At 64.0% G+C, this 20,741-nt stretch carries 20 protein-coding genes; 16 read left to right on the forward strand and 4 right to left on the reverse strand.

Annotated elements, in window-relative coordinates; all coding sequences use genetic code 11:
• On the forward strand, positions 1-306 hold a 306-nt coding region (locus HS053_RS19145), incomplete at its 5' end, for a hypothetical protein (protein ID WP_206677638.1).
• Between the two features lie 246 nt (positions 307-552).
• Here the strand turns inward: HS053_RS19145 and HS053_RS19150 are convergent.
• Complete coding sequence (locus HS053_RS19150) at positions 553-1,395, reverse strand: DUF3800 domain-containing protein (protein ID WP_174212860.1); 843 nt, start codon at positions 1,393-1,395, stop codon at positions 553-555.
• A gap of 121 nt (positions 1,396-1,516) precedes the next feature.
• On the opposite strand from HS053_RS19150, the gene HS053_RS19155 reads away from it, so the two are divergent.
• The 7 genes from HS053_RS19155 (at position 1,517) to HS053_RS19185 (ending at position 9,468) form a co-directional block, all read left to right on the forward strand.
• Entirely contained in the window at positions 1,517-2,803 is a 1,287-nt protein-coding gene (locus HS053_RS19155) for a competence protein CoiA family protein (protein ID WP_174212861.1), read from the forward strand.
• A 384-nt stretch (positions 2,804-3,187) separates the two neighbouring features.
• A complete protein-coding gene (locus tag HS053_RS19160; RefSeq protein WP_174212910.1) occupies positions 3,188-3,811 on the forward strand; it encodes an SOS response-associated peptidase in 624 nt (207 codons plus the stop codon).
• Between the two features lie 276 nt (positions 3,812-4,087).
• Positions 4,088-5,059: a galactofuranose ABC transporter, galactofuranose-binding protein YtfQ gene (gene ytfQ / locus HS053_RS19165; protein WP_174212862.1), complete on the forward strand. Its 972-nt coding sequence runs from the start codon at positions 4,088-4,090 to the stop codon at positions 5,057-5,059.
• A 111-nt stretch (positions 5,060-5,170) separates the two neighbouring features.
• A complete protein-coding gene (locus tag HS053_RS19170; protein ID WP_174212863.1) occupies positions 5,171-6,700 on the forward strand; it encodes a sugar ABC transporter ATP-binding protein in 1,530 nt (509 codons plus the stop codon).
• On the forward strand, positions 6,697-7,752 hold the full coding sequence (locus HS053_RS19175) for an ABC transporter permease (protein ID WP_174212864.1): 1,056 nt from the start codon (positions 6,697-6,699) through the stop codon (positions 7,750-7,752). The genes HS053_RS19170 and HS053_RS19175 overlap by 4 nt, the downstream gene beginning before the upstream one ends.
• Positions 7,749-8,726, forward strand: a complete 978-nt coding sequence (gene yjfF, locus HS053_RS19180) for a galactofuranose ABC transporter, permease protein YjfF (RefSeq protein WP_174212865.1) — start codon at positions 7,749-7,751, stop codon at positions 8,724-8,726. The genes HS053_RS19175 and yjfF overlap by 4 nt, the downstream gene beginning before the upstream one ends.
• A 1-nt stretch (position 8,727) precedes the next feature.
• Positions 8,728-9,468, forward strand: a complete 741-nt coding sequence (locus HS053_RS19185) for a FadR/GntR family transcriptional regulator (RefSeq protein ID WP_174212866.1) — start codon at positions 8,728-8,730, stop codon at positions 9,466-9,468.
• Here the strand turns inward: HS053_RS19185 and HS053_RS19190 are convergent.
• Positions 9,455-10,210 (reverse strand): IclR family transcriptional regulator domain-containing protein, encoded by a 756-nt coding sequence (locus HS053_RS19190; RefSeq protein ID WP_174212911.1) that lies wholly within the window; start codon positions 10,208-10,210, stop codon positions 9,455-9,457. The genes HS053_RS19185 and HS053_RS19190 overlap by 14 nt on opposite strands.
• Positions 10,211-10,333: 123 nt before the next feature.
• Here HS053_RS19190 and HS053_RS19195 point away from each other — a divergent pair, with 123 nt between their 5' ends.
• From HS053_RS19195 to pcaF, 3 genes are read left to right on the forward strand one after another with little or no spacing between them, the layout of a single operon-like run.
• Positions 10,334-11,065, forward strand: a complete 732-nt coding sequence (locus HS053_RS19195; RefSeq protein ID WP_174212867.1) for a 3-oxoacid CoA-transferase subunit A — start codon at positions 10,334-10,336, stop codon at positions 11,063-11,065.
• Between the two features lie 3 nt (positions 11,066-11,068).
• Positions 11,069-11,737, forward strand: coding sequence for a 3-oxoacid CoA-transferase subunit B (locus tag HS053_RS19200; protein ID WP_174212868.1), 669 nt, complete (start codon positions 11,069-11,071; stop codon positions 11,735-11,737).
• 2 nt (positions 11,738-11,739) lie between these two features.
• Positions 11,740-12,939 carry a 3-oxoadipyl-CoA thiolase gene (pcaF, locus tag HS053_RS19205; protein WP_174212869.1) on the forward strand — a complete coding sequence of 400 codons (1,200 nt, stop codon included), beginning with the start codon at positions 11,740-11,742 and terminating at the stop codon, positions 12,937-12,939.
• A 5-nt stretch (positions 12,940-12,944) separates the two neighbouring features.
• Here the strand turns inward: pcaF and HS053_RS19210 are convergent, their stop codons facing one another.
• Entirely contained in the window at positions 12,945-13,925 is a 981-nt protein-coding gene (locus tag HS053_RS19210; protein ID WP_174212870.1) for a LysR family transcriptional regulator, read from the reverse strand.
• Positions 13,926-14,015: 90 nt separating this feature from the next.
• Between HS053_RS19210 and HS053_RS19215 the strand changes: the two genes are divergently transcribed.
• The 4 genes from HS053_RS19215 to HS053_RS19230 all read left to right on the forward strand — a co-directional run bounded on the left by HS053_RS19215 (position 14,016) and on the right by HS053_RS19230 (position 17,872).
• Complete coding sequence (locus tag HS053_RS19215) at positions 14,016-14,894, forward strand: dioxygenase family protein (protein WP_174212871.1); 879 nt, start codon at positions 14,016-14,018, stop codon at positions 14,892-14,894.
• A gap of 19 nt (positions 14,895-14,913) precedes the next feature.
• Complete coding sequence (locus HS053_RS19220; protein WP_174212872.1) at positions 14,914-15,873, forward strand: VOC family protein; 960 nt, start codon at positions 14,914-14,916, stop codon at positions 15,871-15,873.
• Positions 15,873-16,523 (forward strand): alpha/beta hydrolase, encoded by a 651-nt coding sequence (locus HS053_RS19225; protein ID WP_174212873.1) that lies wholly within the window; start codon positions 15,873-15,875, stop codon positions 16,521-16,523. The genes HS053_RS19220 and HS053_RS19225 overlap by 1 nt, the downstream gene beginning before the upstream one ends.
• 74 nt (positions 16,524-16,597) lie before the next feature.
• Entirely contained in the window at positions 16,598-17,872 is a 1,275-nt protein-coding gene (locus tag HS053_RS19230; protein ID WP_174212874.1) for an ABC transporter substrate-binding protein, read from the forward strand.
• Positions 17,873-17,909: 37 nt separating this feature from the next.
• Here the strand turns inward: HS053_RS19230 and HS053_RS19235 are convergent, their stop codons facing one another.
• Positions 17,910-19,514, reverse strand: a complete 1,605-nt coding sequence (locus HS053_RS19235) for a XylR N-terminal domain-containing protein (protein ID WP_174212875.1) — start codon at positions 19,512-19,514, stop codon at positions 17,910-17,912.
• A gap of 341 nt (positions 19,515-19,855) precedes the next feature.
• Between HS053_RS19235 and HS053_RS19240 the strand changes: the two genes are divergently transcribed.
• Positions 19,856-20,665 (forward strand): SDR family NAD(P)-dependent oxidoreductase, encoded by an 810-nt coding sequence (locus HS053_RS19240; RefSeq protein ID WP_174212876.1) that lies wholly within the window; start codon positions 19,856-19,858, stop codon positions 20,663-20,665.
• The last annotated feature ends 76 nt before the right edge of the window (positions 20,666-20,741 follow it).

Raw genomic sequence — 20,741 nt, forward strand, 5'->3', positions numbered from 1 at the left:
GCGGGGCTGAAGCTGATGAAAGACGAGCGCCAGAGCGGCAAGCAGATGGGCCTGAAGAACGCGGTCTACAGCTGGACCGTGCTGTGGGATTTGCTGATGGCGATGGGCTGGAGCCCGCGTTCCCCGGCCTCTTCCCTCCCCTACCGGGTGCGCTTGCGGAGTGGGGAGACCGGCTCCTCGATCGGCCAGACCTTAAACCCGCAGTTCAGCGACTGGGTGATGGGTTGGCCTCCGGGCTGGACCGAACCGCTGCGGCCGGTAATGGGGTGGTGCCGCTGGCTGCAGCACGCGCGTGGCGCATGCTGAAGGCGGAACATCTGAATTGAATTCCACCTAGAGCATCGGGTGCATTCGGTGGGCCAAACCCGCGGCCGAGCCGCTCTTCCGGGGAGGATTTTCTTGATATGAAGCCCAATTTCGGCTTAGAGTCCAATGGCGGGGGCGCCGGGGCCTTGGTGTAGCTCACTTCAGATGTGCTGCGGGTCGGTCGACGGTTGGACATCGGATTTCAGCCTAATGCGACCGATCAACACAAGCCGGGACCCGCACCTACTATGGTCGAAACTGATAGCCGTAGTGGATGAATATCTGCTTCTGATCCATGGACAGGCCGATGTCGTCAATCCGATGAGGCTGTATGACCAAGCCGGTATCAGTGATAGTTCCGTCCGAACTCGCCATGGCCTTTCCTAGCGCCTTGGCGGGTTCAGTTGACCATTTTGCAGAGTTTGTTTCGACTGCTTGGTAGAACGCACTTGCCACTATGTCTGCGAGTTGCAGTCCCGCGTGCATGTAATGTGGCTCATACTCGACCAGCCCGAAGCTCAGTACTTCGAACTTGATCTGGTGCTTGTCAAGAAACGGCCTTCCACTCGCTCGAAGCCATTCCCAATAAGCCTTGGTCTGACCATATGAGTGACCGCCACGGACGCTGAAGAGCACCTTTACTTTGCCCGGCCGCCCCAGCTTTCTGATCGAATTCTTGAGGCAATAATTGGTGACGCGCTCCATGAGTATGCGCACGATCCAGTTATAGAACCATTGCTTTCCGCCGACCGCTTCAGCTCGGACATTCCGGTGGCCGCGCATGTTTTTCTTGTTCGAGCAAACTGTAAACAGCTTCACGGGAAGGTCGCCGAGCATGCCGGCAGCCCGCAGCTGCTTTTTTGGGCTCAGCTTGCGGAAGTGAAGCGTTCCCGACTGAAGAGCATTGATGTCCGTTCGGACCGCGTCAAGCCATGTGCGACAGGTCGCCTCGTTCTCCGCTCGCACGAGGACACCAGAAATGACCAGCCACTCTGACGATCCACCTAGGTCGATAGGCGCGATCTTCGACAGGCCATCATCGCCCGCCTCGTCGATGAACAGAACATAGTCATATTCGAGATCGCCCATCTAAAGATCAAAGTGTTCAGGCTGAGATTCGTCAAGCACCGGGCCGCACTGAACCGAGGCGAATTGTTGCAACAGCGCCGATTCTCCGGCAAAAACCTATGTAAAGTAGCGGGGTGAGGCGATGCCGGTTCTTAAAGCTCTCGTTCTTGGCATGGGAGTTTATGACGAGGCGCGCCAGCTGGCTTTGGATCGGCAGGAGTGGCAGGACCTTCGAACGAGGATCAATCATTCGGCGCCGGTTCCTCTCGCTTTCTGCCTTGGCTGCAACGAACCAGCACATGTGAAGGCTGCCACATCTACCACGGTCAATCCTCACTTTTCCCACTTCAAAGGAGGTGGTGTTCGATGCCCTTGGGGTCCCGATGACGGACGTACCCCGGACCAGGTGAGAGCTGGCATTTTTGACGGAAATCAAGAATCCCCGATTCATAGAGAGATGTGCCATCGTGTTCTTGATCTAGTTATGCGCGACACCCGCTTTGAGCCCGGCTCAGGTGCTGTTGACAGCTATCTCGCACCAGAGCACGGCGGCAGGGGGAGGTGGCCTGATGTCAGATTTGAGCTTCGTGGACTTGGACGGTTTGCCGTGGAAGTGCAATTCGCACCGAGTTTGGCGACGGAGGTGGTCGCTCGAAGCAAGTACTACCTAGCCGAAGGTATTCATCTCATCTGGTTAGTGCCTTGGTACAGTTTCGAGGTGGTTGCTCGGGCTTTCACTGCGGACATTGCTCAGGAAGCAGGGGGCACCCTGTTCGTGCTTGATGATGAGGCGACCGCGGCTTCCTTGGAACGGAACACGCTGATCTTTTGGGCCGCGTGGCAAAGCGAGTCCGGGCGCAAAAAAAAGCTGATTTGCCTCGATGATCTCGACCTGCGTCCCGACCGTCATCCGCTTCTGGTCGACAACACAGCTGCTCATATTTTCGGCGTGGCCGAGCGGCGAAGACATGGCGTCGCCGAGAAAATGTGGGAAAGCAAGGGCAGCTGGTCTGGTGCTCTGGTACGCCCGGACACCGGGCAGAGAGACGAAGCCTTCGATAGGTTGATGCGTGTCCTATTCTCGATTTTGGCTAAAGCTGACGAAAATTTCTTGGCTCAAGATGACGGAACATGGCCCAACTTTCTGAACAATCAGAAGAACCTCTCTGGACTGCTAAATGCGTACTTGAGCTCAGGAGACGGCGAGGAGCATGCAGTTGTGGTGTACGATATGTTGACACGAACGAAAGCAAGAAGTGCTGTTACTGCAAAGGTATGGGAAAAGATCGAGTTCGCGTTGCTGCACCCGCAGCTAGACATCACCGACCCGGCAATCAGCGAGGCAAAGTCTTACTTCCCGGAGATCTTTCGATCGGATCTTCGAGGAAACCCGCTTCGGACAGAAATACTCCCGTCTTGGGCAACCTGATCTGGCGGCGCATCCACTCTGTCGGTCAGCAGGCCATCCGCGTGGGGGGTTCATAGCAGTGGCAATTCCTGCACCGAGGCTACCACGCCGCCGAAGAAGGCGGTGCACTTTAATTGCTGACGCTTCGTGCCCGCGGATTTAGTACCTCGGGGCCTTCATAGTCGGCATCCGCCGGGAGCTCGTAGACATTGGCATCCGGATCATCGATCAGAACCAAGGCCAACGCCGCCGTCGGCGCCCAGAGAAGTCCCGGTCGATCCGGGTCGCGCTGATCGGCGCAAATGCTGTATGACCATAGGCGCATCTTCATGACGGCAGCCTATAGTTAGGTGTTTAATGATTCCTTAAGGGGGGCCAAGCCCTCTCATCACGGTGGCTGATGGCATGTGCGGACGTTTTGTCGACCCAGATATGAGGAGCGCAGGCCTCGACACGTCTTGGCTCAAGATTAACCCCTTCCCGAGGCGCTGGAACGTAAAGCCGACGCAAGACGTGCTGATCGTCGCAAAGCAGCCGGCACAGGCCATGATGGCGCGATGGTGGCTCATCCCGTCCTGGTTCGATGGGCCGGATGCTAAAGCCTGGAAGGCGACCACCTTCAATGCCCGGATCGAGGAGGCGCGCGATAAGCCCAGTTTTCGCAATGTCTGGCGGCATGGGCGCTGCCTGATCCCGGCCGCGGGTTACTATGAGTGGCAGGGTGACCGGGGCGCCAAGCGGCCCTTCTTCTTCCGATCGGCGGGTAATGACGACACGCTGTGGATCGCAGGCTTGGCATCGCGCTGGCAGGGCCTGCTGACCTGCACGATGATGACCCGCGCCGCCAATGCTTCGGTAGAGCCGATACATGACCGGATGCCCGTGATCCTGAACACCGAGGAACAAGCGGCTTGGCTGGCGGGGAGCGATGAGCTTGAGATCGGGGCGGGTGCCGTTCTTCGGCATCACGAGGTGCGTCGATTCGGTATCGCGGACGAGGGCGCCGATCTCATCGAGCCGGTCGAGTGATTCGCGGGCTGCTTTGACGGACCTTACGAAAATCGCTCTGATGCAAACTCCTGTGTCAAACTATGCAGACTCCGGTGGCGAGCCACAGCAGGCGCAGAAACCAACCCGCAGCACCTTGAAAACCCTTGCCCCGGTTTCGCTGCCCTGCGGCATCACCGCCTGTAAGAAACAGAGGAAATCCACTGAAAAACTCTTACTTGAATATAGTATTACTTTTGCTAGCCTACTTGCAGCCGCGTTGAGGAGCGTGGCCACCAATTCTCTGGGAGGGAAATCATGACTGTCATCAAAAAGCTCGCGCTTGGCGCGGGGATCAGTGCGCTTATGCTCTCGGCAGCCTGGGCCGAAGGGCTGCAGGGCAAGGTTGTCGGCTTCTCGCAAATCGGGTCTGAATCGGGTTGGCGCGCGGCAGAAACCAGCGTGACCAAGGCCGAGGCCGAGGCGCGTGGCATCGACCTCAAATTCGCGGATGCCCAGCAAAAGCAGGAAAACCAGATCAAGGCGATCCGCGGCTTCATCGCGCAGGGCGTGGATGCCATTCTTGTGGCTCCCGTCGTCGCAACCGGCTGGGAAGAGGTGCTGACCGAAGCCAAGGAAGCCAACATCCCGGTGGTCCTTCTGGACCGCGGCGTCGAGGCACCCGAAGATCTGTATCTGACTTCGGTTGCTTCGGATCAGGTCAAAGAGGGCCGCGTGGCGGGCGAATGGCTGGTGGGCACTGTCGGCGACAAGCAGTGCAACGTGGTCGAATTGCAGGGCACCGTCGGCTCGTCGCCCGCGATCAACCGCAAGCAGGGCTTTGAAGAGGCGCTGGCAGGCCATGCCAACCTGACGATCACCCGCAGCCAGACCGGCGACTTCACCCGCTCGAAGGGCAAGGAAGTGATGGAAGGCTTCCTCAAGGCCGAGGGCGGCGGCGCGGGGATCTGCGCGGTCTATGCCCATAACGACGACATGGCCGTAGGCGCCATTCAGGCGATCAAAGATGCCGGCCTGAAGCCGGGCAGCGACATTCTGGTGGTCTCGATCGACGCCGTGCCCGATATCTTCGCGGCGATGGTTGCGGGCGAAGCGAATGCCACGGTGGAGCTGACGCCGAACATGGCAGGCCCGGCCTTTGACGCGCTGGACGGCTATCTGAACGCTGGCACCGCGCCCGCGAAATTCATCATCACCGAGTCCAAGCTTTACACGCCGGCCGATGATCCGCAGGGCGAATACGACCGCCGCAAGGGTCTGGGCTACTGATCAGGTCACACCTCTGCTGCCGGTCGGGGTCCGCCCCGGCCGGCAGAATTGTCTTGTGAGACGGAACAGGCGAGACTGCCGCAAAGGCAGCAACCAAGGGAGGGGCACCGGATGCCGCAGGAACACGCAACCCTGTTGCGGGCCACGGGGATCGCCAAGATCTTCGGCAGTCACCGCGCGCTGGATGAGGTCGATTTCGACCTGCGCGCCGGTGAGGTTCATGCCCTTCTGGGCGAGAATGGCGCCGGAAAATCGACGCTGATCAAGATTCTGACCGGCGCCTATCAGCCGGATGCCGGGCAGCTTGAGGTGGACGGACAGGAAGTGACCTTCCGCGATCCGCAACAGGCGCAGGCCCATGGCATCGGCACGGTCTATCAGGAGGTGAACCTTCTGCCCAACCGCTCGGTGGCCGAGAACCTGTTTCTGGGCCGCCAGCCCACCCGCTGGGGCCTGATCCGCCGCCGCGAGATCGAGGAGCGGGCGCGTGAGTTGCTGAAAACCTACGGGCTCGACATCGACGTGCGGGCAGAGCTTTCGACCTTTTCCGTGGCGATCCAGCAGATCATCGCCATCGCCCGCGCGGTCGAGCTTTCGGGCAAGGTTCTGGTGCTGGACGAACCGACGGCCAGCCTTGACCGCACCGAGGTTGACCTTCTGTTCAAGGTGGTGCGCGAGTTGAAGGCCAAGGGGCTGGGCATCATCTTCATCACCCATTTTCTGGATCAGGTGTTCGAACTGTCCGACCGCGTGACCATCCTGCGCAACGGGCGCAAGATCACGACACAGGCGCTGGCGGGGCTGGATGCCACCGATGTCGTGCGGATGATGCTGGGCAAGGATGTGGCCTTTGACCATCACCTGACCGGCATCGACGCCGCGGCCCGCGGTGCGGTACGGGTGGAGTTTTCGCAGATGGGCCGCGCAGGCAGCGTGGCGCCCTTTTCGCTGACCCTGCATGAAGGTGAGGTGGTGGGGGTCGCCGGGCTTCTCGGCTCGGGCCGGACCGAGGTGGCGCGGCTGATGTTCGGCGTGGATGGCGCGGACGGCGGCACAGTCATGGTGGACGGCAAGCCGGTCAGCATCCGCAACCCGGCGCAGGCCGTGGCGGCCGGCTTTGGCTTTTGCCCGGAAGACCGCAAGGCGGACGGCATCTTTGGCGACCTGTCGGTGCGCGAAAACATCATCATCGCATTGCAGGCCAAGCTGGGCTGGTTCCGCGCCCTCTCGCGCGAGGATCAGATCGAGCTGGCCGGGCGCTATGCCGATATGCTCGACATCCGGGCCGCCGACCATGACATGCCGATCAAGCTTCTGTCCGGCGGCAATCAGCAAAAGGCGATCCTTGCGCGCTGGCTGGCGATCGACCCGACCTTCCTGATCCTGGACGAACCGACCCGCGGCATCGACGTGGGCGCCCATGCCGAGATCGTCCGCACCATCAACCGGCTGCGCGAAGAGGGGCTGGCCCTGTTCGTCATCTCGTCGGAACTCGATGAAGTGGTGGCCTATTCCAACCGCGTGGTGGTGATGCGGGACCGCGCCATGGTGGCGGAACTTGCGGGTGCCGATCTGGAACCTGACGCCATCGTGCGCGCCATCGCCGGAACAGGTCCGGCCCAAGCGGAGGCACGGCCATGACCCGCCCGACCGCACATCTGCGCCCCAGCTCGAAACCACCCGCCGGGCGCCCACGGCCCTTGGCCAATTTCTTTACCCGGCCACAGGTGATTGCGCTGGCGCTGGTGCTTTGCGTCAATTGGCTGCTGTTTCCGGGTTTCTTTTCAATCACATGGCAGGACGGTCGCCTGTTCGGCAGCCTGATCGATGTGCTGAACCGCGGCGCGCCGGTGGCGATCCTGGCCATCGGCATGACGGCGGTGATTGCCACCAAGGGCGTTGACCTGTCGGTCGGCGCGGTCATGGCCATCAGCGGGGCGGTGGCGGCAGTCATGGTTACCTCGGGGCAACCCGCCTGGCTCGCGGTGATGGCGGCACTGGCGGCGGGGCTGGTCTGCGGCTTGTGGAACGGCATCCTCGTGACGGTGCTGCAAATCCAGCCGATCATCGCAACGCTGGTCCTGATGGTTGCCGGGCGGGGTCTTGCGCAACTGATCACCGAGGGCACGATCGTCACCTTTTCCGACCCGGTGCTGATCTTTATCGGCACGGGCACGGTTCTGGGCCTGCCGACGCCGGTGTTTCTGGCACTGGCGCTGATGCTTGCCGCCACGCTGATCGTGCGGCGCACCGCCCTTGGCCTGCTGATCGAGGCGGTGGGCGTCAACCGTTCCGCCGCGCGCTTTGCCGGGATATCGGCGGGGCTGCTGCTGGTTCTGGCCTATACCTTTGCCGGGTTCTGCGCCGCCACCGCCGGGCTGATCGCCGCCGGAGACATCCGCGGCGCCGATGCCAACAATGCGGGCCTGTGGCTTGAACTGGATGCCATTCTGGCGGTGGTCATCGGGGGCACCTCGCTGATGGGGGGGCGGTTCTCCATTCCGATGTCCGTGCTGGGCGCGGTGATCATTCAGGCGATGAACACCGGCATCCTGATTTCCGGCTTCTCGCCCGAGTTCAATTTGGTGGTAAAATCGGGGGTGATCATTCTGATCCTGATCCTGCAATCGCCGATTTCGGCCAATCTTCTGCGCCGCAAGACCACGGCCCACAGCGACGGAGCCCGCCGATGAACCGCGCCCTGAGGCCACTTTTCGCCACCACCGCCATTTTCATGCTGGCCTATCTGATGGCCGTGGCGCAGTTTCCCGCGATGCTGTCAACCCGGGTGGTGGGCAACCTTCTGACCGACAACGCCTTTCTGGGCATTGCTGCGGTGGGCATGACCTTTGTGATCCTGTCGGGCGGGATCGACCTGTCGGTCGGCGCGGTGATCGGCTTTACCACCGTTTTGATTGCTGTGCTGATCATGTGGGTGGGGATGCACCCTCTGGCGGCCTTTGCGGTTGCGCTGATCGTGGCGGCAGCTTTCGGTGCAGCGATGGGGGCGGCCATCCACTATCTGCGGGTGCCCAGCTTTATCGTCACGCTGGCAGGGATGTTTCTGGCACGCGGCGCCGCCTCGGTCCTGTCGCCGGATTCCATCGGCATCAAGCACGAGTTCTATTCTGCGGTGTCCAAAGCCTATATCCTGCTGCCGGGCGGCGGGCGGCTGACCACCATCGCCATGCTGATGCTGCTGGTCTTTGCCTTCGGCATCGTTCTGGCCCACCGCACCCGGTTCGGCGCCTGCGTCTATGCCATCGGCGGATCCGAAACCTCGGCGGCGCTGATGGGGGTGCCGGTCGCGCGGACCACGATCGGGATCTATACCCTGTCCTCCACCCTTGCCGGGCTTGCCGGTGTGGTCTTCTCGCTTTACACCTCGGCCGGATATTCGCTGAACGCGCTGGGGATGGAGCTGGACGCGATTGCCGCCGTGGTGATCGGAGGCACCTTGCTGACCGGGGGCTACGGGTTGGTTGCGGGCACCTTCATCGGGGTGATGTTGCAGGGGCTGGTGCAAACATACATCGTCTTCGACGGCACGCTGTCGAGTTGGTGGACAAAGATTGTCATTGGCGGGTTGCTGTTTATGTTCATCGTCCTTCAACGGCTGATCTTCAGCACCTCGGCCCGCAAACGAAAGACCGTCGGAACCCCATGAGATGAGCGAACCGGGGAGCATCATAAGGGCGCTCGCCGGTCGCCCTGCCGCCCGGAATTTCCACACCTATGTCATCAACGAGGTCGGTCTGGCGATTGTCTCGGGGCAGATCAAGGTGGGTGAAATCCTGCCCGGCGACGGCGATATGATGGCGCGCTTCGGCGTCTCGCGCACCGTGCTGCGCGAGGCGCTGAAAACGCTTGAGGCCAAGGGTCTGGTCGAGGCGCGTGCCAAGGTCGGCACAAGGGTTCTGCCACAGGCGCGGTGGAGCCTTTATGACCGGCAGGTGCTGGCATGGGTGCTGGAAAGCGGGCCGTCCGAAACATTTCTCGCCGCATTCCGCCTGATCCGCCAAAGGCTTGAGATCGAGGCGGCAGGTCTTGCCGCGCGCCACCGCGATGGCGAACAGTTGCGCATGATGCACTACTGGATCGCCCAGCGCGGCAAGCTGGCGCATCAGCCCGAACCCTTCGCCATGGCCGAGTTCGAGTTGCACCGGCTGATCGCCGAAGCTTCGACCAACCCGTTCCTGCGCGCGGCCTCTGCCATGGTCGAATTCGGCGTGGCCATCACCGTGAACGCCCGGCTTGACCCGCAGGGCAATGCCCCGGCCGAGGGGCTGTCGGCCCGCGCGGCGGCGCAATACAATACCCTTCTGGCTGCCGTCGAGGCAGGTCAGGCCGATCGGGCGCAAGAGGTCATGGCCGAAATCCTTGACCTTGGCGCGCTCAGGTCAGAATAGCGCGCAACCGCGCCTGCACTTCGCCCAGCGCCGCAAGATAGGGCCCGGCCATCTCGTCCAGCGGCACGGTCGCTGCAAGACCGATGTTCAGCGCCGCCACGATCCGCCCCCGGGCGTTCAAGAGCGGCACCGCGACCGAGCAAAGCCCTTCCTCCACCTCCTGATCAATCAGAGCATGGCCCTGCGCCCGCACGCGGGCCAGTTCGGCCATCACCGCTTCGGGATCGGTCAGGGTGCGGGCGGTGCGGCGGGGCAGCGGGCCGGGGCCAAGGATTCTGCGCGCCTCTGCCTCTGGCAGGGCTGCCAGCAGGATGCGCCCCATGCTGGTGCAATAGGCCGGCAGGCGGGAACCCGGCATCAGCGCAATGGACATCACCCGTTTTTGTGCGGCCCGCGCGACATAGACGATTTCCGCCCCATCCAGAATTGACACGGAAGAGCTTTGCCCGACCCGTTCCGACAATTCGTCAAGGAAGGGCTGCACAATCTGCGGCAGGGGCATGGTGGCCAAGCAGGCCGTGCCCAGACGCAGCACCCGGGGCGTCAACGTAAAGAACTTGCCGTCATAATCGGCATAGCCGTGATGGGCCAAGGTCAAGAGACAGCGCCGCGCCGTCGCCCGGTCCAGCCCCGAGACCGCCGCAACTTCCGATATCGACTGGCGCGGGCGGTCGGCACGAAAGGTCTCGATCACCGCCAGCCCCTTGGCCAGCCCACCCATGATGTCCCGCTCGCCGATCATGCTGTCCATCCGTGCGATATGTCAACAAATGCAGCATATCGCACAAACCCGATTTACGGCAACCCTGCGCTGCGCCTATGGCTTGGCCATCGCGGGCCAGGCCCGCCAAGGCTGGAGGATGCCATGGACAAGACCCTTCCCGATGTCGCCCGGGCGGTGGCCGGGATCACCGACGGCATGACGGTGATGATCGGCGGCTTCGGCGGCGCGGGTTCGCCCATCGAACTGATCCACGCGCTGATTGACCGCTACCGCGCCACCGGGCATCCCACGGGGCTGACGGTGATCAATAACAATGCCGGAAACGGCCATGTCGGCCTTGCCGCGCTGATCGAGGCGGGAATGGTGGCAAAGCTGATCTGCTCTTTCCCGCGTTCGGCCGATCCGGTTGTGTTCACCGAGATGTATCTTGCGGGCAAGATTGCGCTTGAACTGGTGCCGCAGGGCACGCTGGCCGAACGTATCCGCGCCGGGGGGGCAGGCATTCCCGCCTTCTACACCCCGACGAGCTTTGGCACCGACCTTGCCAAAGGCAAGCCGGTCGAGGTGTTCGAAGGCCGCTCCTATGTGCAGGAACGCTGGCTCAAGGCCGATGTCGCGCTGGTCAAGGCCGAACTGGCCGACCCGCATGGCAACCTGACCTATCGCGCGGCGGCGCGGAATTTTGGCCCGCTGATGTGCATGGCCGCCGCCGAGACCATCGTGCAGGCCCGCCGCATCGTGCCGCCCGGCGGAATCGACCCCGAGCATGTAATCACCCCCGGCATCTTTGTGCAGAAGGTGGTCGAGGTGCCGAACCCGGCGCAGGAAGAGGATCTGAACCTCGCCAAAGCCACCTATCCGCTGGAGGTCTGAGCCATGGACAAGCTGACGAACAACCAGATCGCCTGGCGCGCGGCGCAGGACATTGCCGATGGCGCCTATGTCAATCTTGGCATCGGCTTTCCCGAAAAGGTCGCACAGTTTCAGCCGCCGGGGCGGCAGGCCATCTTTCACACCGAAAACGGCATCCTGAACTTCGGCGAAAGCCCGGCGAAGGGAACCGAAGACTGGGACGTGATCAACGCGGGCAAAAAGGCCGTCACCGTCAAACCGGGCACCAGTTTCTTCCACCATGCCGACAGTTTTGCCATGGTGCGGGGCGGGCATCTGGATGTGGCGATCCTTGGCGCCTATGAGGTGGCCGAGAACGGCGACCTTGCCAACTGGTCCACCGGGCCCAAGGGGGTTCCCGCCGTGGGGGGTGCGATGGATCTGGTCCATGGCGCCAAGCGCGTGGCCGTCATTACCGATCATGTGACCAAGGACGGCAAGCCCAAGCTTCTGCAACGCTGCACCCTGCCGCTGACCGGCGTGGGCTGCGTGACGCGGGTCTATACCAGCCTTGCCGTGATCGACATTGAAGACGGGCGCTTTGTGCTGCGCGAGAAACTGCCGTCGCTGTCGGTTGAGGAATTGCAGGCCGTGACCGGCGCCGAACTTTTCATCCCCGGCCCCGTTGCCGACCTGATCTGCCCCGAGGTGTGACTATGACCGAAGCCTATATCTGCGACTATATCCGCACCCCCATCGGCCGCTATGCCGGTTCGCTTTCTTCCGTGCGCCCCGATGATCTGGGTGCGGTGCCGCTGCGGGCGCTGATGGCGCGCAACGCGGGGGTGGACTGGGAAGCAGTGGACGATGTGATCTTCGGCTGCGCCAATCAGGCGGGCGAGGATAACCGCAACGTGGCGCGGATGTCGCTTTTGCTGGCCGGTCTGCCCATCGGCATCGGCGGCACCACGATGAACCGGCTGTGCGGCTCGGGCATGGATGCGGTGATCACCGCTGCGCGGGCGATCAAGGCGGGCGAGGGCAGCCTTTACATCGCAGGCGGCGTGGAAAGCATGAGCCGCGCACCCTTTGTCATGCCCAAAGCCGAAACGGCCTTTTCCCGCGACAATGCGGTTTACGATACCACCATCGGCTGGCGCTTTGTGAACCCGGCGATGCACAGGGCCTATGGCACCGATTCCATGCCGCAGACCGGGCAGAACGTGGCCGATGATTACGGCATCAGCCGCGAGGCGCAGGACGGCATGGCGCTGTCATCGCAGGCCAAGGCCGCTGCGGCGCAGGCAAACGGGCGGCTGGCCCGCGAAATCACCCCGGTCACCATTCCGCAGCGCAAGGGCGATCCGCTGGTGGTGGACAGTGACGAACACCCCCGCGCCACCACGCCCGAAGCCTTGGCCAAACTGAAACCGCTATTCGCGGGTGGCTCAGTCACCGCGGGCAATGCTTCGGGCGTGAATGATGGGGCGGCGGCCCTGATCATCGCCAGCGAGGCGGCGGCCCGCGCCCATGGCCTGACCCCCATCGCGCGCATTCTGGGCGGGGCGGTTGCAGGCGTGCCGCCGCGGATCATGGGCATCGGCCCGGCCCCGGCCAGCCAGAAGCTCATGGCGCGGCTTGGCCTGACGCAGGCCGATTTCGACGTGATCGAGCTGAACGAAGCCTTTGCCGCCCAAGGCATCGCCACGCTGCGGCAACTGGGCATCGCCGATGATGACGCCCGGGTGAACCCCAATGGCGGCGCCATCGCGCTTGGCCATCCCCTTGGCATGTCGGGTGCCCGCATCGCCGGCACCGCCGCGCTGCAACTGGCGCTGACCGGCGGGCGGCGGGCTTTGTCCACCATGTGCATCGGCGTGGGTCAGGGCATCGCCGTGGCCACCGAGCGGGTCTGACCCGATCAATCTTCGGCGGGGAGGGTTTCGGCCTGCCCCGCCCCCCAGACCACCACCCGCTCGTGCCGGCGGATCACATGGCGCAGGTTGTCGAAGGCGGCAATCACATGTGCCGCGAACCGCTCAACCGATGGCGCCCGCGGTGCCGAGGTCAGCCGCAACACCCCCAGCGAGCGGTTGGGCTGCGGGATGTCATAGGGCAGCGTGACGATCCGCCCCTCTTGCCGCTGCGCGAAGACCGCCGAAAACGGCAGCACCGCCAGCGCATCGGTTTCCGCCAGCACATTGACCACACTCATCAGCGAGCCGCCCGAATAGCGGATGTTCAGGTCGGACATGCCAATGGACATCAGGATCATCTGCAAATCCGACATCAGGGGCGAGCCGGGCAGCGGCGCCACCCATGGAAAACGGGTCAGATCCTGCGCTTCAAGCGGGCGCTTGCGCATGAGCGGGTGGCCCGGACGACAGGCCACGATGTTGCGGCCCGGCAGAATCTCGGTGAAGAGAAACGCCGGACCAAGGTCCAGCGCGCCGATGGGCACGATGCCAAGGTCGATCTGGTTGCCTTCAAGCGCCGCCATGATCTCGGGCAGGTTCATGTAGGATTGCTGCACCGTGACATCGGGTTCCAGATTCAGGAACTCGCCGATCATCCGGCTGATCATGGAATCGATAAAGAACGGCACCCCGCCCAGCCGCACCAGCCCCTTGGTGCCGCGCACGAACCCCTGCACCGCATCTGACGCCCGGCGCGAGGCGGCAATGATCGCCCGTCCCTGCACCGCAAGCTGATGGCCAAGGGCCGTGGCCTGCAACGGACGGCGGCCTTTGAGGAACAGCGGCTCTCCCACCCGCGCCTCAAGCATGGCGAGCGAGCGGCTGACCGCGGGCTGGGTCAAGCCCAGCATCGCGGCCCCTTCCGACACGCCGCCCGCATCCAGCACGGCGGCAAGCTGCATCAGGTGGCGCTCATTCAACTTCATGCCATAATGCTATACTGTTGGTCGAACATCTCAACCAAAATCCTCGGGCGCCGCGCTATCCAAAGTTCAGGGGCAGGGAGGCCCGACGGGATGGATGGGCGGCAGCAACAGCCGCAGCCGGGCGAAGGCCCGTCTGCACAACGCGCAATCGCAAGCGATTTCGCCGACCGGCTGAACCGGGTTGCCCCCTCGCGGCTGGGCGATGCGGTGGGCCAACTGGTGGCGGCGCTGCATGACATTGCCGCGAAGATCGCGCTGACCCCCGAAGAAATGCGGGCCGTGGTCGCCTTCCTGACCGAGGCCGGGCATCATGCCGACAGCCGCCGTCAGGAATGGGTGCTGCTGGCCGATGCGCTGGGCCTCTCCTCGCTGGTCGAGGATATGGCAACGCCGCGCCCGGAGGGGGCCACGCCCAACACGGTGGCCGGGCCGTTCTACCGCGCCGACGCGCCGGACCTGCCCGCCGGGGCCAACCTGTCGCGCGACGGTCGTGGCGTGCCGCTTGCCGTGCGGGGCCGGGTTCTGGGCCTGAACGGCGCGCCGGTTGGGGGGGCTTTGGTCGAGGTCTGGCAGGCCAATGGCGAGGGCCGCTATGAAAATCAGGAACCCGACCGGCAGCCCGAACACAACCTGCGCGGCCGCCTGCGCAGCGATGCGCAGGGCCGGTTCAACTTCCGATCGGTCATGCCAAAGGGTTATGCCCTGCCCTCGGACGGGCCGGTGGGGCGGCTGATCGCGCGGCTTGGCCTCTGCCTTGAACGGCCCGCACATATCCACTTCCGCGTCTCGGCCGAAGGGCATGAGAGGCTGACGACCCACATCTTCGACCGGGCAGATCCTGCCATCGGCCGGGATGCGATCTTCGGGGTGAAACCCGAACTCCTGGCCGATTTCCGACCCGCCGAAGGAGCGGCGGACGGACGTCTGCTTGACCTGAAACTTGTGCTTTGCCCGCTGCGGCAAGGCTGACCCAACCGGAGGAAAACCCATGAGCCAGATCAGCGGCTATCACCACCTGACGATGTCAACAGACGGCGCGCAGGAGGATTTCGACTTTTACACCAAGACGCTGGGCCTGCATTCGGTCAAGCGGACCGTGCTGTTTGACGGCACGATCCCGGTCTATCACCTTTACTATGGCTCGCCCAATGGCGATGCCTCGACCATCATCACCACCTTCCCCTTCCGCAAGCCGGGCGTTTATGGCCGTCGCGGCACCAATCAGTCGCGCACCATCATGCAGTCGATCCCCAAGGGCGCTGCGCAATTCTGGGTGGACCGGCTGAACGGGCGCGGCATCAAGGCGGAAAAGACCACCCGCTTCGGTGCGGACCGCGTGGTTTTCGCCCATCCCTGCGGCATCCCGCATGAACTGGTGGAAAGCGACGGGGACCCCCGCACGCCCATCACCAATGACAAGCAGGGCATCGGTGCGGCCCATGGCATCAAGGGCATCTATGGCGCCTCGGTCGCCGTGATGGACCGCACCGCGATGGACGATTTCATGACCATCGCCCTGCCCCTGACCAAAGAGGCCGACACCCATGAAGGTCTGGTGTTCCGCGTGCCGGACGCGAATGGCGTGGTGCAGCGCGTCGAGGTGATCGTGGACCGTGACAGCGCGCAGGGCACCTGGACGCTCTCGGGCGGCACGATCCACCACCTTGCGCTGAACACCGGCGACGAGGAAAACCAGTTGAAACTGCGCGCCCATATCGAGGGGTTGGGCTTTACCGACATCTCGGAACAGAAGGACCGCAACTACTTCAAATCCTGCTATGTCCGCAGTCCCGGCGGCGCGCTGTTCGAACTGGCATGGACCACACCCGAAGGCTGGGCCAAGGACGAGCCGCCCGGCGCCATCGGCAAGACGCTGGTCTTCCCGCCGTGGTTCAAGGACCGCGAGGCGGAGCTGCGCGAAGGGCTGGAGCAGGCCGAGTTCGCCTGATGGCATCGGGCGCCCTTCATCTTGGGGCATCGGCGGGGGCAAGGGCGGTTTGCGTCCTTGTCCACGGTCGTGGGCAATCGCCGGAAGAGATGCAGTCCCATATCCTTGCCCGGCTTGATGCGCCCGGGGTGGCCTTTGTGCTGCCCCGCGCACCAGGAAATGTCTGGTATGCGGCCCGGGCGGTAGACCCGCTGACGCCCGAAACGCGGGTCGCGCTGGCTAAGGCGATCGACCATCTCGCGGGCGATATCGCGGCGGCGCGGGCGGCGCATCCGGGCCTGCCTCTGGTGCTGGCGGGGTTTTCGCAGGGCGCGTGCCTGTCGCTGGAATATGCCTTTGCGGGCCTTCCACCGCCGCAGGCTCTGGTGGCCTTTACCGGCTGCCGGGTGGGGGTTCTTTCGGATGACCGCCCCCATGCCCTGCCCGCCGGGCTGCCGGTTTACCTGACCGGCGCCGATGCCGACCCCTGGATACCCGTCACCGCCTTTGCCGAGGCGGCGCTGGAACTGGGGCAGGCCCGCGCCCGGCTGCGATGCGACCTTTTCCCCGGCAGACCGCATGAGGCGACCGGGACCGAGATCGAGATGCTGCGAACCGTTCTGGCTGATCTGGTCAGCGGCAAGACACCCGGAATGGCGGCCCCACGCTAGGGCCGCCCTTTCGCATTTCCGGCGGCGCCGCGGGAGGCGGACCGCCAACCGACACACAAAAGGGAGGAACGAACATGATCACCAGACGGAAATTCCTGCGCAGTTCGGCGGCCACCGGCCTGACGCTTGCCGCTTCGGGCCTTGCGGCGCCGGCCATTGCACAAGGCGCCAAGATCAAGCTGGGCTATGTCTCGCCGCAGACCGGCCCGCTGGCCGGTTTTGCCGAAAGCGATGCCTTCAACATCGAAGCCTTTCTGGCCTCGGAGGTCGGCAAGAACTTTGAGGTCATCGTCAAGGACAGCCAGTCGAACCCCAACCGCGCGGCGGAAGTGGCCAAGGAACTGATCCTGAACGATGGGGTCAGCCTGATGCTGGCGGCCTCGACGCCGGAAAACACCAATCCCGTCGCCTCGGTCTGCGAAGGCGAAGGCGTGCCTGTGATCACCACCGTTGCCCCCTGGCAGCCGTGGTTCATCGGCCAACAGGGCAACCCGCGTGACCCGGCAAGCTGGCAAGGCTTTGACTATGCCTTCCACTATTTCTGGGGCATGGAGGATGTGATTCAGGTCTACACCTCGATGTGGAACCAGCTTGCGACCAACAAGGCGGTGGGCGGGTTGTTCCCGAATGACGCCGACGGCAACGCCTGGGGCGACCCCGACAACGGGCTGAAACCGGGGCTGGCCGCAGCGGGCTATGCGCTGACCAATCCGGGCAGCTTCCAGAACCTGTCGGATGATTTCTCGGCCCAGATCAACGCCTTCAAGGCGGCGAACACCGACATCATCACCGGCGTGCTGATCCCGCCGGATTTCACCACCTTCTGGAACCAGTTGCGCCAGCAAGGGGTCAAGCCCAAGGTGGTGACTGTGGCCAAGGCCCTGCTCTTCCCGCAATCGGTGGAAACGCTGGGCGATGCCGGGCACAACCTGTCGTCGGAAGTGTGGTGGACGCCGTCGCACCCGTTCGCCTCCTCGATCACCGGGCAAAGCTCGGCCGATCTGGCGGCGGATTTCACTGCCAAAACCGGGCGTCCGTGGACCCAGCCCATCGGCTTTGTGCATTCGCTGTTTGAAGTGGCGGCCAATGTCATGGGTCGCGCGGCGGACCCGACCGATGGCGATGGCGTGGCCGAGGCGATTGCCGCAACCGACATGGCCACCATCGTCGGCAAGGTGGCGTGGAACGGCGCCGGCGTGCCCGAGTTTGCGGCCAAGAACGTCTGCAAGACGCCGCTGACCGGCGGCCAGTGGCGGATGAAAGAGGGCGGCGGCTATGACCTCGTGATTGTCGAGAATGGCGCCGCACCGGAAATCCCGACCGGCGGCACGATGGAGGCGCTTGCCTGATGCCCTTGGTGGCGGGGTCCGAATCCGGCCCCCGCCGCTATTCCTTCGCGGCCTTCTCCCGATAGGCCAGTTGTGCCCGGCTGATCCCCAGAAGCCGCGCCGCAGCCGACAGGTTCCCGCCCGCCCGCGCCAGTGCCGCCCGCCTGATCCGCGCCTCATGCGCGTCAAGGGCAAAGCCGCCCTCGTCCAACCGCGCGGCGATCCACCCGTCAAGGTCAAGCTCCGCCCCCGATGCCGCAGCGGCGGGCGCGATCCGGTCCGAAACGCCCCGCACCCGCGCGGCCGTCACCGGCTGACCATCCAATGCCTCAACCAGAATGGCGGTCAGCACCGCCTCCAGTGTCGCCAGCCCGCCGGGCAGCGGCACAGCCGCCAGCAGGTCGAAAGCTCCGGGCTCGACCTCGGGCTGATCCAGGCCAAGCTGCCCGGCCAGACGCTCCAGCAGGGCAACGGCCAGCCGGGGCAGATCCGCAGCGCGGCTGGAAAGGGCGGGAAGTTCCTGCGCAAGCGGCGCCAGCCGGGCCCAGAGCGCAAAGGCGATGCCGCCCCCGGCCAGCCGCCCCAGTGTCAGCGCCGAGGTTGCCACCAGCAGGGGCCGCGCCTGCACCTCGCCCTCGGACAGTTCATGCGCCAGTTCGGCCTGCACCTCGGTCGGCAACGCTTCAACCCCTTCCAGCAGGATCGGCGGGGCTGCGTCCTTGCGGCGGGGCTTGCGCTGTTGCGCGAAGGCAGCCCGCAGCGCCTCGATGGTGCAAGAGGGGCCATGCAGCCGCAAAGGCACCTCGGCACCGCCGGCAAGGCGGATCAGATGGGCCGCGGCCAGTTCCTGCCCGCAACTGCCGGCCCCGGCGATCAGTGCGGGCAAGGGAAGCCGCGCTGCCCGCTCAAGCCCGCGCAGCACCGGCGCGAGAAGCAGGGCATCGGCGGCTTCGGGCACCGGCCCACCGGCCTGCCCCCGGCGGCGCACCACCGGGGCCGTGGGCAGGATGCGGTTGCGGAACAGGATCACCTCGGGGTCGTCCTCGCCCCAGCCGGTGGCCAGCCGCCCCACCACCCGGCAGGCCCGGTGCCCCTGCCCCATGCAGGCGGTTTCCTTGTAGATCACCGGGGCGCCGAAGAAAAAGCTCGCATAGCCCGAGGCATAGCCAAGTTGCTGCCAACACAGCGGCCGATCCGAATGGCGGGGCAGATCGTCACCGCTCTCGGCTTCGATCGAATTGTGCCATAGAAACTCGGCCGAAAAGCGCCCGCGGGCGAAGTCGAAATCGTTGTGCAGCGTCTCGACCCGCACGATGCCGCTGAACATGTGCAGCCGGGTTCCGGCGGTAAAGGCATCACCCCGGTCCAGCGCAGGCCAGGACCGCGCGACAAAGGCGGCATCGTGATGACCCATCTGGAAACCACGGCGCAAGAGGAAAACCCGCGCCTCCTCTTCGCCCAGCATCTGCACCAGCTCGCGGCGCAGGATGCGGTCGGCGGCGGCAGTCTGCAGCGTGACCCGCGCCTGGTTGAGCCGCAGCGCCCCCGTGGCCGCGTCGAACTGCAGCCCGCCCAGAAGCTCACGCACCGTCGGGCGGCCCCCCCGGTCGAGCAGCCCGGCTGAGTCAAGATTGATGCGGAGGGCAAGCAGCGGGGATTTCAACGCAAGGCTCCCGTGTTGGTTTAATCAAATCATCAATGAAATTTATCATTTGGTGAAGTTCATTTTTTGAAGTGCGTCAGCCCATCGGCTGGATTTTATTTATTTCGTTTAAATTCATATGCTTACTTTTATGCCAAAACGATATATTAACTGCAGTTTTCCGCATTTGACTTGTTAGCCTCTGACAGACCTCATGCGTCCAGTGGTTCTGCCCTCTGGGAGGCGGGCAGACCCTTTCCGCAAGTTCCCTGCGTCGAACCCCGGATTCCGGGGCCAGTCGCGGCTGCCCTGAAGGGCTGGAAGCCATGCGGAATGGATCGGGCCGGGAGGAGGAGAGGTTCATGGCCACACTTGAGAAGATGTTCGACGTGCGCGGCAAATCGGTGATCGTCACCGGCGGCGCCAGCGGCATCGGGCGGGCCTATGCCGAAATCATGGCCGAACAGGGCGCGAAGGTCTGCATCTTCGACATCGACCCGGCGGGCCTTGACCGTGTGGTGGCCGAAATCGGCGGCGATTGCTGGGGTCAGGTGGTGGATGTGGGCGACCGCCCCGCCATGGCTGCGGCATTCGACAAGGTTGCCGCGCGCCACGGCCGGATCGACACCGTTTTCGCCAATGCCGGGATCGACCCCGGCCCCGGCTTCATGACCCCGGTGGGCGAACGCAACCCCGACGGCGCCATCGAGAACATCCCTGACAGCCAATGGGACCGCGGAATCGAGATCAACCTGACCTCGGTCTATACTACGGTGAAAAACGCGGTGCGGCACATGAAGCCGAATGGCGGCGGCGAGATCATCGTCACCTCCTCCATCGCGGCGCTGATCAACGAAAGCATCGTCGGCACCAGCTATATGCCTGCCAAGGCCGCGGTGAACCACTTCGTCAAGCATATGGCGATGGAACTGGGGGCGTTCGGCATCCGGGTGAACGCCATCCTGCCCGGCCCCTTCATCACCAACATCGCCGGGGGGCGGCTGCGCAACAAGGAAGACCGCGCCGCGTTCGAAGCGCAATCGCTGATCGGGCGGATCGGCGATGTCGAGGATATCAAGGGGCTGGCGCTGCTGCTCGCCTCGCCCGCCGGGGCCTATTTCACCGGCTCGCTCATCGTGATCGACGGCGGCTCGCTCACGCGGATGACCTGACGCTCAGCCGGGCGCGCGGCCGGAGGAGGTCGCGCGACCGGATCAAATCAACGAAAACTCCAGGGAGGAGACGCGA

The sequence above is a fragment of the Tabrizicola fusiformis genome (assembly GCF_013328815.1).
GTDB lineage: Bacteria > Pseudomonadota > Alphaproteobacteria > Rhodobacterales > Rhodobacteraceae > Fuscibacter.

Bases quoted from the DNA above. Each gene is read 5' to 3' on its own strand.
- HS053_RS19150 (WP_174212860.1), bottom strand. From the start codon at position 1,395: ATGGGCGATCTCGAATATGACTATGTTCTGTTCATCGACGAGGCGGGC.
- HS053_RS19155 (WP_174212861.1), top strand. From the start codon at position 1,517: ATGCCGGTTCTTAAAGCTCTCGTTCTTGGCATGGGAGTTTATGACGAG.
- HS053_RS19160 (WP_174212910.1), top strand. From the start codon at position 3,188: ATGTGCGGACGTTTTGTCGACCCAGATATGAGGAGCGCAGGCCTCGAC.
- ytfQ (WP_174212862.1), top strand. From the start codon at position 4,088: ATGACTGTCATCAAAAAGCTCGCGCTTGGCGCGGGGATCAGTGCGCTT.
- HS053_RS19170 (WP_174212863.1), top strand. From the start codon at position 5,171: ATGCCGCAGGAACACGCAACCCTGTTGCGGGCCACGGGGATCGCCAAG.
- HS053_RS19175 (WP_174212864.1), top strand. From the start codon at position 6,697: ATGACCCGCCCGACCGCACATCTGCGCCCCAGCTCGAAACCACCCGCC.
- yjfF (WP_174212865.1), top strand. From the start codon at position 7,749: ATGAACCGCGCCCTGAGGCCACTTTTCGCCACCACCGCCATTTTCATG.
- HS053_RS19185 (WP_174212866.1), top strand. From the start codon at position 8,728: ATGAGCGAACCGGGGAGCATCATAAGGGCGCTCGCCGGTCGCCCTGCC.
- HS053_RS19190 (WP_174212911.1), bottom strand. From the start codon at position 10,210: ATGATCGGCGAGCGGGACATCATGGGTGGGCTGGCCAAGGGGCTGGCG.
- HS053_RS19195 (WP_174212867.1), top strand. From the start codon at position 10,334: ATGGACAAGACCCTTCCCGATGTCGCCCGGGCGGTGGCCGGGATCACC.
- HS053_RS19200 (WP_174212868.1), top strand. From the start codon at position 11,069: ATGGACAAGCTGACGAACAACCAGATCGCCTGGCGCGCGGCGCAGGAC.
- pcaF (WP_174212869.1), top strand. From the start codon at position 11,740: ATGACCGAAGCCTATATCTGCGACTATATCCGCACCCCCATCGGCCGC.
- HS053_RS19210 (WP_174212870.1), bottom strand. From the start codon at position 13,925: ATGAAGTTGAATGAGCGCCACCTGATGCAGCTTGCCGCCGTGCTGGAT.
- HS053_RS19215 (WP_174212871.1), top strand. From the start codon at position 14,016: ATGGATGGGCGGCAGCAACAGCCGCAGCCGGGCGAAGGCCCGTCTGCA.
- HS053_RS19220 (WP_174212872.1), top strand. From the start codon at position 14,914: ATGAGCCAGATCAGCGGCTATCACCACCTGACGATGTCAACAGACGGC.
- HS053_RS19225 (WP_174212873.1), top strand. From the start codon at position 15,873: ATGGCATCGGGCGCCCTTCATCTTGGGGCATCGGCGGGGGCAAGGGCG.
- HS053_RS19230 (WP_174212874.1), top strand. From the start codon at position 16,598: ATGATCACCAGACGGAAATTCCTGCGCAGTTCGGCGGCCACCGGCCTG.
- HS053_RS19240 (WP_174212876.1), top strand. From the start codon at position 19,856: ATGGCCACACTTGAGAAGATGTTCGACGTGCGCGGCAAATCGGTGATC.